Origin of the sequence: Pseudomaricurvus albidus (assembly GCF_018863235.1) — a bacterium.
Classification (GTDB): domain Bacteria; phylum Pseudomonadota; class Gammaproteobacteria; order Pseudomonadales; family Cellvibrionaceae; genus Pseudomaricurvus; species Pseudomaricurvus albidus.
The window spans coordinates 173,931-189,188 of the sequence record NZ_JAHKRS010000008.1; the positions used below are offsets into that span (position 1 = coordinate 173,931).

Consider the following 15,258-nt stretch of genomic DNA (forward strand, 5'->3'; position numbering starts at 1 on the left):
GTTAGCTTAATTAGGGGCGACTGTCCCCCTGCACAAAATCATTAAACAATACCGTAATTCGATCTGTTGTCGATGGCCAGTTGGGAATGTTGAACTCCTGCATATCGCCATCGTCTCCCCGATCAATCAGAGTCAGTCGAATGCGCCCTGAGGCATCATCACTGGCAGGAATGTAAAAATCGTTGCCGGTGATAAACGGCAGCGAGTGCAAGTAGGCGATGGGTTGCGAGAGATCGCTTTGCGTGTCGGCGTATTGATCGTTCAGGTAGATGGCGGTGGTGCGGTTTGCGAATGAGCTGTTGGCCGCGTTAATGACGTTTTGGCCGTTGACGATCAGCAGATCATTCCCCATGTCCTGCTCGCCCCAGAATTCACGATCCCGTGAAACGATGAGGTTGCTTTGACCCTGGGAGACGTCGATATTGGCACCAATTCCGCCTCCGACGGGGGAGGTAAGCAGGCGGACAAAGTGGTCATCACGCAGGAAGGGTTGTTTGTAGACGTGATGGTTTTGGCCGGGGCGAACGATCACAAATTCGTAAAAACGATCACGGTGACCTTTAAAGGGACCCCAGTTGCCGGATGAATCTATGTTAAATCGGGCTTGGGGGTGGTCTTTCAGGCGTTGGCCTGTGGCGCCATCGATTTCATAGATTTCCAGCACAGAGCCATCCACACCGATATTCAGGGGGAACAGCACGGCTCGCCCGGCAATAGTAATACGGGAATGGCGGCTCGGTTGAATCTGAGTTGTGCGGGGTTCGTCGCCGGTGAGAAATCTGAACATATGAGCGAAAGACTCTGCCGATGTCGCGGTTTCGACGTGGGTTTGCCCGCTGATGGTGATGTTCTCACCGCCGCCAATAAAGCCGCCTCGGCCAATCTCGGCCCATAGGGCCAGCGTGGGGACATTGCCAGGTAAAGACTGAGCTGAATAGCCATCGATGTTGATATAGTGGGCGATCGGTGCAGCGCGGTCCGGTGAAGCCAGGTAGGTCTGCAGGACGTAGGTGCCCAGAGAGTGACCCATGACATCCACCTGCTCAGCACCTGTTGTCTCTTGTACGTCAGAAATCAAATCGTCCAGCCGGGCGTGAACCGTCTCCAGACTGTCAACGTTAAAAGACGAGTCGTATTCTAATACAAACAGATGTTCCTGCGGGTAACCGTTGCTGTGAAAGCGCATGGCTTGCGACTCAAATTGCGAAGCCGAGCCTGCGCCGCCGTGAACAAAGATCAGTGGGTTATGTTTGAAGTGCTTTTCTCCATAGGCAGAGAGTGAAGCAAAAAAACCAAATGCCAATGTGAGAAGAATGAAAAGTGATTGTTGTCGTATTGATTGTTTCATGGAACACCTGAATTTTATTGTTAGAAGGAAAGTATTTGTTTCTGTGTGAATAAAATCAAACAGATGAAAAGATTTTGACGACAGATAAAGATATTTTTGTTTTGCTCTATGACCCGATATTCTGTTTGGTCGGATTTTTCAGTCTCTCGTGTATTGGGGTAAGAATTTTGGATGAGTGATCAAACAATGAAAGAGCGAAGTGGTATCTCATCAGAAAGTATATTTTGCCAAGTGGCGATACGAAGAATCAGACAAAAGTGCGATTGGAAAAAGGAAGCTTTTAAGTAGTGTTTAAAGTCCAGTTTCAGATATCAAGGATGATCTTTGATGGACTCTTACGCACAAAAACTAACTCGCTTGTTGTTGACTCATGGTGATCCTCAGGTTGCGCCGGCTGAGGTGGCGATGTTGAATAATAAGCCTATGTGGCTATTTAAACTTGATGTTGAAAGTGATATGAGCGGCTATGAAGTTGTGTTAAGTGGTTATGCTCAGCATGTTTATCAATGTGAACTTCCCAGTGATGAGATTGGTGATTTGAATAGTTCCTTAGTTAAGTTGAGGTCTATGCCTTATGGCTTTTCTGAGAAAAGGCTTAAGGGGAGTGTTAGTACATACAGTGTCGTGGCAAAAGGATCTTTTCGGATTGATTATCAAATTTATAATGGACGTGTTGTAATTTTTAATATTCAGCCAGTGTCTAAGTTAAAAAAGTTGCGTGATGCCACTGAGCAGCCGGGAGTTTATAGAGTAAAACGGAATTCATACGGTAGCTGGCGGGTTGTGGGGAGGACTGATCAAGTAACAACAGCGTATGCTGCCGTGAATGGACAATCCAATAATTTGGCAAAGGCCCAATGGTTAATGGGGAGTCATATTTCTGTAGAATTTGGTGAAGGCGTACAGGAGTTTAGCTTGTACCATAACCCCAGTATTGGGGGGTACGGTGATACATGGGAGTCTGTGCAGGACAAGTTAGGATTTACGACACCGGTAACCCGTCAATTTTCGAAGGTGCTGGAGAAAACACAGAAAGCCGGTAATCAAACTGAATGGGTGGTTCACAGTCAGGGTGGGCTGATTTTTACCGAAGGTGTACGCTACCTGCTTAACAATCACAGTAGCTGGGCATTACGGCATCTCACGTTTAATGGTATAAATCATAAACAGCAAAGTAGCTTGCTGGATAAGCAAAAAGTGGCATTTCATGGTAATGCCAATAATAATTGGCGATCCAGTCGATTGTTAGAGCGTGCTGGAATTGATGTTATTGCCATCAGGACCCACGATTACGATTTGGTGACGAATATTGTAGGGTTAAATACCATCAGCCCTCGTAAACTGGTGGGTTCTGTGCTCTACGCGAATCACGTGTTATCGGGGTCTGTTGTACAAAGCCCGCATACTTTGATGCAAACTCAACAACAATGGGAACAAAATATGATAAATGGTCCAGGGAAAGGGCGGAATATACTGCAGAAAGGATTTCATGCTTCCGGGAATACGATTAATCGTTCTGTCAAAGTCATTAATAATTATTTGCCATGATGCGCAATCAATCAGTATTTGTATCGGGAATCGTGTTTATGTTATCCATCTTATCCAGTCTATTGCCATTCTCCGCTTCGGCGAAAGATACATATCCCGTTATATCCCAACGGCAGGTCAATATAGGCGGTCATGTATTTAGTTTTGATTTGCCAGAAGGTTTTAGTAAAGACTTACCCGCTGACGATATGGTGAAAGATCTGGAAATCAGCTCTTTGGACCAATTTAATGATTTAATCGCAGGAAATATTCTGCGTCGCTGGTGGGATATTAAAGAGCCAGGTTGGTTTGGCAGCGATCTGGGCACGCTCATGCTGGAAATGAGTGTGCAGAGAATACATCCTAATACTCGCAAGCGACTTAACTCGGAACCTTATGATGTGACTGATCGCCTGGGTATTATGCTAGCGGTAGATGAGCTTGTCTATCGACGTTATAGTGAGCATAACGAAGAGGTCAGGCATCCAGATGGCTCGTGGAATCATGAACTGGCTTATTTCAATTCTGGTATTGCCTCAATGTTGGGACCTACTTTGTATGCTGCCCAACGTGATCATATTGTTAACGGACAGAGTTGGCTTAGGTACAGTATATCTGCCCCGCACGATGCCATTGTCACAAGCTATGCATTGCCTATCAATCAAAGCTTTATGATTGAACTGACTTTCACTTACGCTGTAAATCACGGTATCGCTTTGCAAGGTGGAAAGCGTGATTTTCTGCGGACCGCTGAAGATCGGATTACCAATCCGATCATCAACAGCCTCTACTTCGAATACCCTAAAGACAGTCCGGTAAAAGCCGTGGTTGAAGGCAAGTGGTTAACAGAAACCACAGATGACGTGGTCAGAAGCCGTTGGCAGACCATCGTTAAGCCATTATTCGGGGATGAGGCCTACGAGAGGGCCTTGGCTGAACATCAAAAGCTTGAACATCAGCCCTGATTTCTATGAGCTGTGTATTGGGGGCGGCAGTCATCCTGCCATTAGATGATTCAAAGCCAGTTGACGATTTCTGTAAACATCAACACCAGTGTGTCACCGGGATTAATCGGTCAGGGTTTCGCAACCTTCTCTAGTGTCTCTGTGGTGTTGTGACGAATGGTTTTGATTCACTGCTTTAGTAAAGATTGGCAAACGCTTAAATCACGGGATCGACTTGTCTTTACCGGCGTTGCGAAACACCAATATCAAAATTGCCGGTAACAGCAGCAGGTCAAAAATCAGTGCTGCCAGCAAGCCGATGCTCGAAAGCAGACCAAAATACCCCATAGGCACAAAGGCACTGGCGAGTAACAGCAGGAACTGACTGCACAGAATAAACGTGGTGGTCATCACTGCCCGGCCTGCTTTCTGGTAGGTGCGGGCCAGAGCGGTGATGGGGGAGATGCCCGCCTTAACGCGGTGAATAAAACCGTGGTAAACATGGATGGTGTCGTCAATGGCAATACCCACAGCCACACTGGCAATCATGGTGGTGGCCATATCCAGGTTGATGCGCAGGAGGCCCATAACAATAAAGATCAGCACAATGGGTGACAGGTTTGGGATCATGCACAAAGCGGCATCACGAAAGGAGCGCCACGACGCAAGCAACAGCAGGAAAATCAGGATTAACGCACCGCCCAGACTCTTGCTCTGACCACTGATCAGTAAAGCTTCCTGATCGGCAAACAGCCGCCCGGCACCAGAAATTTTCCAGTCGACGTCAATATTGTTAAAGGCGAGAGTGTTGCCCACGTGTTCCCGCATGCTGTCGATCAATTCCCGAATTTCTTTGGCGCCGTGGACGTTGGCACTGATGGCGATACGGGTATTGAGGTAGTCGCGGTCGATGAAATCAAACAGATCTTCCCCATCGTACACAAACAGATACTGGCTGATCAGATCGCCGTCGTCGGGAATGATACGGTATGCCGGGTCTTCGGCGTGGAAACCCCAGTGCATTTCTTCAATAAAGTCTGCAGCTGAAAGGGTTTTGTCCACGGCGGGCTTGCTTTCCAGCCAGTCCTGAAATCCCTTGATTTGTCTCAGCACCTTGGGGCTGAGCAGGAGATCCGGATCTTCGGTGGTGAGTACAATCTCCATGGGCAGTGTGCCGGAGAGCGTTTTTTCTATGTGGGCGGTGTCTACGCGCAGGGGATGATCGGTATGGAAGAATTCGAGAAGATTGGTTTCAACCTTGATTCGAGTGACCAGCGGGGCTGTGACAGCCAGTGACAGCACTACAGCGGCAATGACGACCTTGGGATAACGAATCCCAACACCGACCAGTATCGTCACCAGACGGTCCATATACTGCAGTCCGCTCTGGCGTTTGGGCCAGGGCTGACGATCAAACTGCATAAAAATGGGTGGCAGCAGGTGGATGATAATGACGTAAATCAGGCACACACCCAGTGCGGCCGAGAGGCCGAACATGCGAATGGGAGGAATGCTGCTAAAACCCAGAGAGGCGAGGCCAATGGCGGTGGTAATGGCGCTGTAGAGAGCCGGCCGCCGGACTTCGTCCATGGCGGATATGACCCGTTGCCGGCCATTCAAGCCGCGCAGGGAGGCATACTGCAAGGCGTTATAAACATGCACCAGAACGGCAATGGTGAGTGCCGAAAGCAGAGGCGGGAGTATGCTGGAGATGGAGTTGAAGGGTTGGTTAAACAACACGTAAAAGGCGATGGTGGAGTTGACCACGGCTCCGGTGACCAGGCCGGTAATCACGACAGCCATCAAGCGGCGGAAGAGCAACCAGGTTAGTAGCAGCCCGATAAAGACGGTGAGAGGGATAAACAGCATGTTGTCATGCAGGATCATCCGCATCTGGGCGACATCGGTCGTCACTTCACCGCTGACAGCGGACAGGTAGCCATCCAGCCGGTGTTCTTTGGTGAGGGCGAGAATATTCTCCTCCAGTTGCAGGTTCAGAATGCTGTTGTCCATGTTGTTAGGGACAATCACCATGGCGATGGCGGAGCCGTCTGCGGCGACCAGGGTGTTTTTGGCAAACCGGTCGCTGGTGGCCCGGGCAAGCCGTTCTCGGGGGTGGGTATCTTCCAGTTGATCAAGATCCACCAAGGGGCTGATCAGAAAGCCATCCTCGGTGCCTTCAATATGGTCCTGATTGGTAACGGCAATGACGTTGTTTACCGAATCCAGATCGCCAATATCCACGCTCAGTTGGTCGTAGGCTTCTAGAAACCCATCGGAGAACAGTGCAACCCCTTCAAACAGCAAAATCACCACTTCGTCGTCGGGAAAGAGGGTTCGCACGTGATCGTTCAGGATTCGACTGGGGGCATCCGGTGGCAAGAATGTGGTGGGCGCGTTGTTGATATTGAGCTTGGGGAGTATGGCGTTAGGCAGAACTGTGATGGCCAGCAGGCAGATCAGACACAGGTACAGCTTCCAGGGCAGGTTGCGCAGCCGGTTTTTCAGATCGCGATCTTCTGCCGTGATCATGCGAATTTCAATGACGTCCTCGCCATCCAGGCGGGCGTGGCAGGCATAGAGCTCTGCGGCCATCAGCTTGCCAAGAGCATTGCGCATGTGCACGTCAATGCGGGGGTAATGTGGATCACTTTGATGTGTCTGCTCTGCCTGCCGCAGAAACAGGCGCAGTTCGTCCTTGTCGAGATCGACAGTGTGGTCGAGTAGATTGGTGTCTTCCAGGTGCTCGCCGGCTTTATAGCCCAGGCGCCTGGCAAACAGTTCGTTGGTGAGAACAAAAATACCGTCATCCAGCAGGGCGCAGGCACGTCCCGGCTTGCCGAAGAATTGCCTGTCCAGAATTTGCTGGTAGTCCTGCCGGGTGTGATCGTTATGCATCAGAGAGTGATACGCCAGCCCAGATTAACCAGTGAGTTGTGTTTGTAAAAACCCCCAATACTGCCGGTGTCACCATTGTATTCATGCAGCTCCAGATAGATTTCCTGATTACTCAAACCGGTATAGGTCAATTCCGGGTTGAAGTACAGGTCACTCATATCCAGTCCGACATTAAATCGCATGCGGGCGAGCCAGTTGTTGTTGCCAAATGGCATGTCCAGTGTGCCATTGAAAGATGCCATCTTGTCCCGATCCAGCACATCCGGGGCATCGATCAGGTGGTTACCGGTGAGCTGCAGATTCAGGCGGGTATCACTGTCACCGGGAAACAGCTCCAGGGCAATGCCCCAGGCCAGGCTTTCGACGCTGTCAAACCGGCCATCGGTGCGGGTGATGGGGGTGTCACTGTTCCAGGCCGCTTCCATTTTTACGGTGCCCCCCAGCGCTTCGAAACCGATATCGCCGGAAACGGTGGTGGATCTCAGGTAGCGGGCTTCAATCACATTGCGATTGGTGCTGTAGGTGAAATAGGGCAGGGTGGAGATGCCGTGCTGAATTCCCAGGGCGTAGTCAAAACCACTGCCCAATTGATTGAAGCGTATGCCGAAGCCGCCGTCGGTATTGGGGGCGTCGTCATCAATGGGGGTGTTGCGAACAACGTATTCAATCAGCGGGCTGGTATCGAGCCCAAGAATGGTTCCTTCACGCTGATTAATGGGATACCAGACACTGTTTTCGTCGGGCAGTTCGGTTTCGCGCAGGCGCGGGATATAGAGTAAATCCAGTTTGCCGTCGCCGATGAAGTGTTCGTAGCGTACAGCGGCCGAAGCCAGTCGGCGGTCTTCGAGATCGTCTTGCAAGCCGCGGCGCAAATCCTGTGTACTGAGTCGATCACTGGGTGGAACCTCGTCGATTCTGCCCCAGATGACCTTCTGGGCTCCGACGGTCAGAATGCCACGGTTGCCACGGTAGCGCACGAAGGTCTCGTCGTAATCCAGTTTGGTTTTGTCCCAGTTGCCCTTGTTATTAGACAAGGCGTTCGCAGGTACAGCCTTGTCGGATGAATCGTCCGAATGTTCTTCGTAATAATCCAGACGCGCCGAAGCCTGAAGTTCCCACTTTTCACCCTGCCAGTTGATGGTGCCTTTCCCGTGACCATACAGCTGGTATTCGGCGGGGCTGTCGCTTTCATAGCGGCCGTATTCGAACCAGAGCTTGTCCAGTGAGACGTTGACTCCCTGTTGCGATGTGGAGCTGTAATTCTGCAAGGTCTCACTCAGATTCTGGTTCGGTTCCCCGGGTTGGCTTTCATCGATCATGAGATCATCACCGAGGTTCAGACCATCGTCGTCTATCGACAAACTGTCACCGCTGCCATCGTCGATGGATAAGGTTTCGGAGTCGTCTTCGATCATCAGTTCTTCACTGCCATCGTCTTCAATGATCATCAGATCCGATTCGGCATGAACGTACTGAGCAGGCAGAGCGTAACTCAGGCTCAACAGCAGTGCTGCCAGCAGTGACGAATGGTTATGGTTCATGGTGCAATCCTTATGTTTTGTCCTGTGTTTTTATTGTTATGGTGGCTGCAGAAATCAATTGTCGTGTTTGTTGTTCGATTCCTGGGTTTGCTGTTTTGGTCGATAGGGCAGTTCCAGGTTTTCGTCGGACAGTCCCCGTTGCGTAAACAGTTGGTCTGGCAGCCCCTGGTCATAAACAAGGTCGGTGGTGATCAGATGGGTTTTGTGATCCTTCTTCAGGTCGGTCATGGTGCTTTGATAGACGCTCCAGTAGCCCTGTACTTTACGAATCTTGCTGGCCTGCAAACGCTTGATGGGATTTTTGCCTCGGGTGTAGAAGTCTACCCGCAGTGGGATTAACAGCTTGTCGTGAATACAGCTGATCCGTTTTGAATACACCGAATTGGATTTTTCCACGGGGATGCTCTCCAGCAGTGTGCAAGGCACGCCGCCCACTTTATCGGTGCCCAACAAGCGGTGATGATCCATGTTCACTTCGCGGTCGCTGAGGTCTTCGTAGAAAAAGTCAGAACCCACAAAGCGGCCGCCTTTGCGATTGGATGAGATGCGGCGCACGCGATCCAGTGAGGGCAGGTAGAGCCATTGGTCCGAATCGTCACCGGCGTGATCCAGAGACAGTAAGCCCGTACCCGCGACGTCCTTTGGTGTGACAAAGCGCATGAGGGTCCAGCGTTCGGCATCTCCTCGATCTGCGGCGTAACTGTATAACAACCGTTTCTTATTGATTTCGCCCTTGCTTTCCAGAGCCATAATGACTCGGGCACTCATGTCCTTCCCGGCAGGGCGGTCATACACTGCCTGAGCCAGCGCGTTTGCTTTGAGATCTTCTGTATCACTGAGAGCGCTGGCAGAAAACAATACCATCCAGATGGCCGAAAGCCAGACGGTCAATGGCGAATGCGTGCATTGAGTGACGGGGTGTGCAGGCAAGCTACCTTTGATCGGAAATGGGTTCATGCAAGCAAATCCTGTTTTAACATCCCTGTATTGTTAGAATGGCGTGATTTTCCTTATTTTTACGGGAAATTTGTCGCCTGATTCACGATTGTGCGTCAATAAAAGGGTAGCCTACAAACCTTTTCCACCTCTCGCCAGTGAGTTGTAACTAAAGATAAAGATAATCGTGATTTTTAGAGGAAGTTGTTGAGTTGTGCGCCATTTCTTCAGATAACTTGTCACAAATGACCGGTAGCGTCTGACTCGATTAACCGCTAGCCTGAGTCTATATATTTTAACCGGCTTCAAAATAATACGAACAATTCCAATAATGCAGAAACACGATCACGTGTTTCATTCACAGCGGAGAAAGACCATGTCTACGGCATTTCAAATTCAATCTACTTTGACCGAAAGCGGCACGCTTGAGGTTGCACTGAAGGATGTGGGTATTCCCACGCCGGCAGATCACGAAGTGGTGGTCAGAGTTGAGGCAGCGCCTATTAACCCGTCTGATCTGGGCGTGTTATTTGGTCCGGCTGATATCAGTGCCGCAGAAACTCAGGGGGAAGGCACGGATACGGTTTTGTCTGCACCCGTGGCACCTGCCTTAATGAAACGCTTTCAGGCTCGCGTGGGACAGCCTTTGACCGTAGGGAATGAAGGCGCTGGTGTTGTAGTGGCTGCCGGCAAAAGCGACGAAGCACAGGCATTAATGGGCAAAACCGTCGGACTGTTCGGCGGTGCCATCTACGCTCAGTACCGGGCAATTCCTGCCGCCATGTGTTTACCGCTGGCGGAAGGGACAACCGCCAAAGAAGGTGCTTCCTGTTTTGTGAACCCGCTGACTTCTCTGGGGATGGTCGAAACCATGAGAATGGAGGGGCACAAGGCGCTGGTACATACCGCGGCGGCTTCCAATCTGGGTCAGATGCTCAACAAAATCTGTATGGCCGACGGCATTGAGCTGGTGAATATTGTTCGCAAGCAGGAGCAGGTGGACATTCTCAAGGCGCTGGGGGCGAAATACATTTGCAACAGCAGCGACGAGAGTTTTATGGAAGATCTCACCGATGCCCTGCATGCAACCGGCGCTACCATTGCGTTTGATGCCACGGGCGGCGGTCGTCTGGCGGATCAGATCCTGACGGCCATGGAGATGGCTGCTCAACGGACACCCTCGGAGTACAGCATATACGGCTCTACCACTCACAAACAGGTCTATCTCTATGGTGGTCTGGATGTTTCGCCAACCACGTTGAGCCGCGGTTACGGTATGGCCTGGGGGGTTGGTGGTTGGTTGTTGCCGTTGTTTCTGGCCAAAGTGGGTCAGGAAAAAGGCAATGAGTTGCGTGGACGTGTGGCCCGTGAGTTAAAAACCACCTTTGCCAGCCACTATACTCAGGAGGTCTCACTGGTAGAAATGCTGAATGCCGATGTTGCAAAACAGTACAATCTGAAAACCACGGGCGAGAAATATTTGCTATGCCCTCAGAAAGGGCTTTAAATCCCCCCTGAAGCCTGACGCCAAACTTTTGTATGAAGCTTGGCGTCAGCAGACCTGTGAATGTCCGGTGTTTGTGCTGTATTAAGCGCCATGGCGTTCGTTGATTCTGGCCTCGGGCCGTTATGATTGAGCAGTTGTATGATTGAAGAGCAGAAGAACAATCCCTTGCACGGTGTGAAGCTGGAAGCTTTGTTAACAGAGTTGGTGGATCACTATGGGTGGGAAACTTTGGCCAGTGCCATCAACATCAACTGTTTTAAAAGCAATCCCAGTATCAAGTCGAGTCTGAAGTTCTTGCGCAAGACGCCATGGGCCAGAGAAAAGGTCGAAAGCTTCTTTTTGTACAAGTACAAGCGACTGCCTAAGCCGGATGATGAGCAGTATGAGCTTCCTCCCCGCGATCGAAGAGTACCTCTGCATCAGAAGCCCCGCGACCCGGCGGTAATCGATCCGAAGCCGCGCGCCGATTCCAAACCGCGTGCTGATGCCAAACCGGCTGACAGGCCGGCTTCCAAAGGTAAATCTTCACAGGTAAAACCTGCACAGACACCTGCGCAGACAAAGTCAGAAGAGTCGAATTCAGGAGATTCAAAGCCCGCCGATCCCTGGGCGAAGTGGAAAAGTAAAAACCTCTGACAGGCTTCAGGTCACGTCATCGCGCTTAAAAGGTCTTTCCATAAAACGCGATGAGGCGACCTGCGCGTTTTATGATTTCTTCAGGCCTGAAATATAGGCCATAAACTCTTTGGCGTTGGCGTCCTTGTCGGCGTCTATTTTCTTGGCGATATCCGTGCCGGCCATCAATTCACTCCAGTCAGACAACCCCGGAATTTCGGTGCGCAAATCCCATTGCAAAATTGCCGAGGCAACTTGCTGTGCCACTGAAATCACGTAACGCAGGTAGATATCGGCAGCGGTGAGTTCACTGCCCAACACATAGGGTGAGAAGCTCGCCAGGGCATTGAGGCTGTTAATGCCATTGGTGAGTACCCCGCGCACTTCGCTGACGGTTTTGTCATCGGCAGGAACCTTGGCCAGCAGCGTTGGTAACAGACGGCGGGCGGGCAGTTCAATATAGAGTTCCGAGATCTTCATTAACTGACGCACCTGCGCCCGCGCATCCGCATCGGCGGGATAGAGTGGTTTGTCGGGATAGGCATCTTCCAGATAATCCACCAGTACGCTGCTCTCTGACAGGTGTGTGCCGGACTCTGTAGTCATTGAGGGAGCCTTGCCCATCGGGTTTACTGCCAGCATTTCCGGAGTTTGCGGATAGACAATATGCTCCTCGAACGGAATACCTTTTTGCAGCAGGACATGCTTCACAATGTTGTGATAGTTGGAATAGGGGAAGCCGTGGAGTGTCAGCATGGTTCTGGCCTTTTGTTATAAGGAATGGAATTAAGTGTTATATGAAATCAAGCGGGTAATGAGCGGTTTTTCTGCCATATGGCGTCCTGAGTCCTCAGTATAGTGAATCATGGCCGATTTGAAGGCGCAGATCCAATTCACCGATCTTATAGCGGACTATTAACACAGAGCGACATCAAGCGTGTCGCCCTTTGCACTGTGCTGTGACCATGTCAGAATGGCCAGGTTTTACGGGTTTCATATAATAAGAGAGAAATTAATGAAGAAGCTGCTGATAGTTGCATTTATTGCGCATGTTTTGCTCGAGGGACTGGTGGGTGCCTTGTTAATCATTGCCCCTTATAAAATCACTCCCCATGCGGATGCCGCGTCACTGACGTTTGTGATCAATTACGGTTTTGCGGCTCTGGCTATGGCCAGTGTGGTGTTCTGGGGATGGTCCGGTCGAGATAACTATCGCATCATGGGCGCGATCCTGGGGATTCTCGCGACCTTTCACACCGGTTTGACAATTGCTTCTGGCATGATGCTCGTTGAGGACGGAAGCCCCGCTGTGCTGGTCATTCATGCGGTGATGGCGGTACTGTTTTGGCTGCTGTTCGCACGTCGTCGACAATGGTGCGTGGATTAAGAATATTTTCATCAATACGGGTTACAATAGGCCTTTATTGACAGATTTCTGGATGTAACGATGTTAAAAGCCCTGTTCCTTGATATGGACGAAACGCTCTGTGATACCAAGGGTGCAAACGCCAAAGCCCAGCGACTGTTGGGTGAGGCGGCCGAGGCCAAGTATGGACAGACCCCCAATTTTGATGGTCAGGCTTTCAGCGCTGCCTATGTTAAAGGCATCTATCGGGAATGGTCTGAGCAACAGCGTGAGCGCTACCTGCCCATTGCGGAGCAACAGGGTGAAGGCGTGTTTCGGGTACAGTTGATCCGTGACTTGCTGGCGGCACAGGGTGTCGAGCAGATAGAAGAAGAGGACGCACAGGCGTTGCAGGACAAGTTCGATCAGGATCGTATTGCTGCATTTGATTTTTATCCGGGTATTATGGAGTTTCTGCAAGAGGCCCGTCAGTTGTTCACTCTGGTGGTGATTACCAACGGACCTGAATACTCGCAAATTCCCAAGGTGGAGGCGATCAGGCTCGCCGAACACGTCGATCACATTATCATTGGTGGTCAGGAACCGGAGCAAAAGCCTGCGCGCTCCATCTTTGAAAAAGCTTTAAAACTGGCGAAGTGTGAAGCCCACGAGGCAATCCATGTGGGTGACAGCCTGGCAGCAGACATCGCCGGTGCGCACAACAGCCACATCACTTCGGTGTGGATACAGCATCAGCAGCCACTGGATGCGGAGTTGGGCATTGAGCCCAGTCACACAGTGATGCATCCCGATGAAATTCCGGAGCTGATTCGTCAGCTGCACAGCCGTTGATTTTCTTCAAACTTAATCTTTTTGAACATTACTCTGATTTCAGGACAGGTGAGCGATGACCAATAACGATATCTTACGTCGCTTACGCTACGTGTTTGATTTTCACGATACCAAAATCGTCAATATGTTTGCCTCGGTGGGCGAAAAGGTGACACCTGATCAGGTGAAACGATGGTTGAAGAAGGACGATGACCCCTATTTCAAACGTTGTACTGACCAGCAGCTGGCCACTTTTCTGAACGCGTTGATCATTCTGCGTCGTGGCCGTCGAGAGGGCGTTCTGATAGAGCATGAAAAAAAGATCAACAACAATCTGGTGATCCGCAAACTCAAGATTGCCATGGACTTTAAAAGTGACGACATGCTGGCCACTCTGGAGTTGGCAGGCATGACTGTCAGCGATCACGAATTGAGTTCTTTTTTCCGCAAACCGGGCAATAAGCATTATCGGGAATGCAAAGATCAGATTCTGCGTAACTTCATTGAAGGCTTGCGGCTACGAGTACGTGAGAAAAAGGCTCCTGACGCCTTACCTTAAACCGATACAAAAAAGCCGGGATTGCAGTGCAGCCCCGGCTTTTTTTGAAATGTTAAGCGTCAGCACCGGAACCTTCATCCGGCCAAGTAACGTTAGTCTGGCAAAGTAACGTTCAGCTCTAAAATAGAGCAATCGCCATTGTTTTCCAGCTGTACATCAATCTGATCCTGATCGATGCTCACATACTTGCGAATCACTTCCAGAATCTCTTGTTGCAGGGCTGGCAGGTAATCCGGCTGGTTACGCTTGCTGCGCTCGTGCGCCACAATGACCTGCAAACGCTCTTTGGCAATAGAGGCGGTGTTTTTCTTGCTGCTTTTAAAATAATCAAAAATACTCACGCAGACCTCCGGAACAGTCGCTGGAAGAAGCTTTTGCTTTCAACAGACAGAAAACGGTGGTCAACTTTTTCGCCCAGCAGACGTGCTACGGCATCCTGATAGGCCTGGCCGGCGTCGCTTTCTTTGTCATGAATGATGGGCAGACCCTGGTTTGAGGCTTTCAGCACAGACTCAGAATCCGGAATCACGCCCAACAGGGTGGTGGCCAGGATTTCCTGTACGTCATCAACGCCCAGCATATCGCCGTTTTCAACCCGTCCCGGGTTATAACGCGTTACCAGCAGGAATTCTTCAACCGTTTGGCCCAGCTCGGCACGACGAGACTTGCTCTGCAGGATGCCCAGAATGCGGTCGGAGTCACGTACTGAAGATACTTCGGGGTTGGAGACCACAATGGCAGTGTCGGCAAAGTACAGTGCCATAAAGGCTCCGTGTTCAATCCCGGCTGGCGAGTCACAGATGATGTACTCAAAGCCGTCGTCACTCAATTGATTGAGGACTTTTTCAACACCTTCTTTGGTGAGAGCGTCTTTATCACGGGTTTGGGAAGCTGGCAGGATGTAAAGATCCTCACAGCGTTTGTCTTTAATCAGAGCTTGCTTGAGTGTGGCTTCGCCGTTAATGACATTAACAAAGTCATACACAACGCGGCGTTCACAGTTCATGATCAGGTCGAGATTACGCAGGCCGATGTCAAAATCAATGACCGCAGTTTTATGTCCGCGCATGGCAAGACCACTGCTGATGGCTGCGCTGGTAGTGGTTTTGCCCACGCCACCTTTTCCGGAGGTTACTACAATTATTTTGGCCACAAGTATTTACCTATCTGTAAGTGGAAATTGTGATTGTTGTTTTTGTTGGGTCGG

General features: G+C 50.4%; 14 protein-coding genes. 7 read left to right on the forward strand and 7 right to left on the reverse strand.

All coding sequences use genetic code 11. From position 1 onward, the window contains the following. Positions 1-10: 10 nt before the first annotated feature. A complete protein-coding gene (locus KOI40_RS13865; protein ID WP_216098124.1) occupies positions 11-1,348 on the reverse strand; it encodes a hypothetical protein in 1,338 nt (445 codons plus the stop codon). A gap of 327 nt (positions 1,349-1,675) precedes the next feature. Between KOI40_RS13865 and KOI40_RS13870 the strand changes: the two genes are divergently transcribed. Together KOI40_RS13870 and KOI40_RS13875 are read left to right on the forward strand one after the other, a co-directional pair. Continuing rightward, on the forward strand, positions 1,676-2,896 hold the full coding sequence (locus tag KOI40_RS13870) for a hypothetical protein (protein ID WP_216098125.1): 1,221 nt from the start codon (positions 1,676-1,678) through the stop codon (positions 2,894-2,896). Further along, on the forward strand, positions 2,893-3,840 hold the full coding sequence (locus KOI40_RS13875) for a hypothetical protein (RefSeq protein ID WP_216098126.1): 948 nt from the start codon (positions 2,893-2,895) through the stop codon (positions 3,838-3,840). The genes KOI40_RS13870 and KOI40_RS13875 overlap by 4 nt, the downstream gene beginning before the upstream one ends. Positions 3,841-4,041: 201 nt before the next feature. Here the strand turns inward: KOI40_RS13875 and KOI40_RS13880 are convergent, their stop codons facing one another. From KOI40_RS13880 to KOI40_RS13890, 3 genes are read right to left on the reverse strand one after another with little or no spacing between them, the layout of a single operon-like run. Then, entirely contained in the window at positions 4,042-6,717 is a 2,676-nt protein-coding gene (locus KOI40_RS13880; RefSeq protein WP_216098127.1) for an efflux RND transporter permease subunit, read from the reverse strand. Continuing rightward, positions 6,717-8,258 (reverse strand): hypothetical protein, encoded by a 1,542-nt coding sequence (locus KOI40_RS13885; protein WP_216098128.1) that lies wholly within the window; start codon positions 8,256-8,258, stop codon positions 6,717-6,719. Before KOI40_RS13885 ends, KOI40_RS13880 begins: the two co-directional genes overlap by 1 nt. A 54-nt stretch (positions 8,259-8,312) precedes the next feature. Then, the gene (locus KOI40_RS13890; RefSeq protein ID WP_216098129.1) at positions 8,313-9,215 is read right to left on the reverse strand and encodes an outer membrane lipoprotein-sorting protein; all 903 of its coding nucleotides are present in this window, start codon (positions 9,213-9,215) and stop codon (positions 8,313-8,315) included. Between the two features lie 355 nt (positions 9,216-9,570). Between KOI40_RS13890 and KOI40_RS13895 the strand changes: the two genes are divergently transcribed. Together KOI40_RS13895 and KOI40_RS18985 are read left to right on the forward strand one after the other, a co-directional pair. Beyond that, the gene (locus KOI40_RS13895; RefSeq protein ID WP_216098130.1) at positions 9,571-10,701 is read left to right on the forward strand and encodes a zinc-binding dehydrogenase; all 1,131 of its coding nucleotides are present in this window, start codon (positions 9,571-9,573) and stop codon (positions 10,699-10,701) included. 138 nt (positions 10,702-10,839) lie between these two features. Beyond that, positions 10,840-11,337: a VF530 family protein gene (locus tag KOI40_RS18985; protein ID WP_216098131.1), complete on the forward strand. Its 498-nt coding sequence runs from the start codon at positions 10,840-10,842 to the stop codon at positions 11,335-11,337. 69 nt (positions 11,338-11,406) lie between these two features. Here the strand turns inward: KOI40_RS18985 and KOI40_RS13905 are convergent, their stop codons facing one another. Continuing rightward, positions 11,407-12,072 (reverse strand): glutathione S-transferase family protein, encoded by a 666-nt coding sequence (locus KOI40_RS13905; RefSeq protein ID WP_216098132.1) that lies wholly within the window; start codon positions 12,070-12,072, stop codon positions 11,407-11,409. 259 nt (positions 12,073-12,331) lie between these two features. Here KOI40_RS13905 and KOI40_RS13910 point away from each other — a divergent pair, with 259 nt between their 5' ends. Genes KOI40_RS13910 through KOI40_RS13920 form a run of 3 tightly spaced genes read left to right on the forward strand, consistent with a single transcriptional unit; the run spans position 12,332 to position 14,051 of the window. Further along, on the forward strand, positions 12,332-12,703 hold the full coding sequence (locus KOI40_RS13910) for a hypothetical protein (RefSeq protein ID WP_216098133.1): 372 nt from the start codon (positions 12,332-12,334) through the stop codon (positions 12,701-12,703). Positions 12,704-12,763: 60 nt separating this feature from the next. After that, the gene (locus KOI40_RS13915; protein ID WP_216098134.1) at positions 12,764-13,513 is read left to right on the forward strand and encodes an HAD family hydrolase; all 750 of its coding nucleotides are present in this window, start codon (positions 12,764-12,766) and stop codon (positions 13,511-13,513) included. A gap of 55 nt (positions 13,514-13,568) precedes the next feature. Then, a complete protein-coding gene (locus tag KOI40_RS13920) occupies positions 13,569-14,051 on the forward strand; it encodes a YehS family protein (RefSeq protein WP_216098135.1) in 483 nt (160 codons plus the stop codon). Positions 14,052-14,143: 92 nt separating this feature from the next. On the opposite strand, the gene minE is transcribed toward KOI40_RS13920, so the two are convergent. Together minE and minD are read right to left on the reverse strand one after the other, a co-directional pair. After that, positions 14,144-14,392, reverse strand: coding sequence for a cell division topological specificity factor MinE (minE, locus tag KOI40_RS13925; RefSeq protein WP_216098136.1), 249 nt, complete (start codon positions 14,390-14,392; stop codon positions 14,144-14,146). Continuing rightward, complete coding sequence (gene minD, locus KOI40_RS13930; RefSeq protein ID WP_216098137.1) at positions 14,389-15,204, reverse strand: septum site-determining protein MinD; 816 nt, start codon at positions 15,202-15,204, stop codon at positions 14,389-14,391. Before minD ends, minE begins: the two co-directional genes overlap by 4 nt. Positions 15,205-15,258 lie beyond the last annotated feature (54 nt).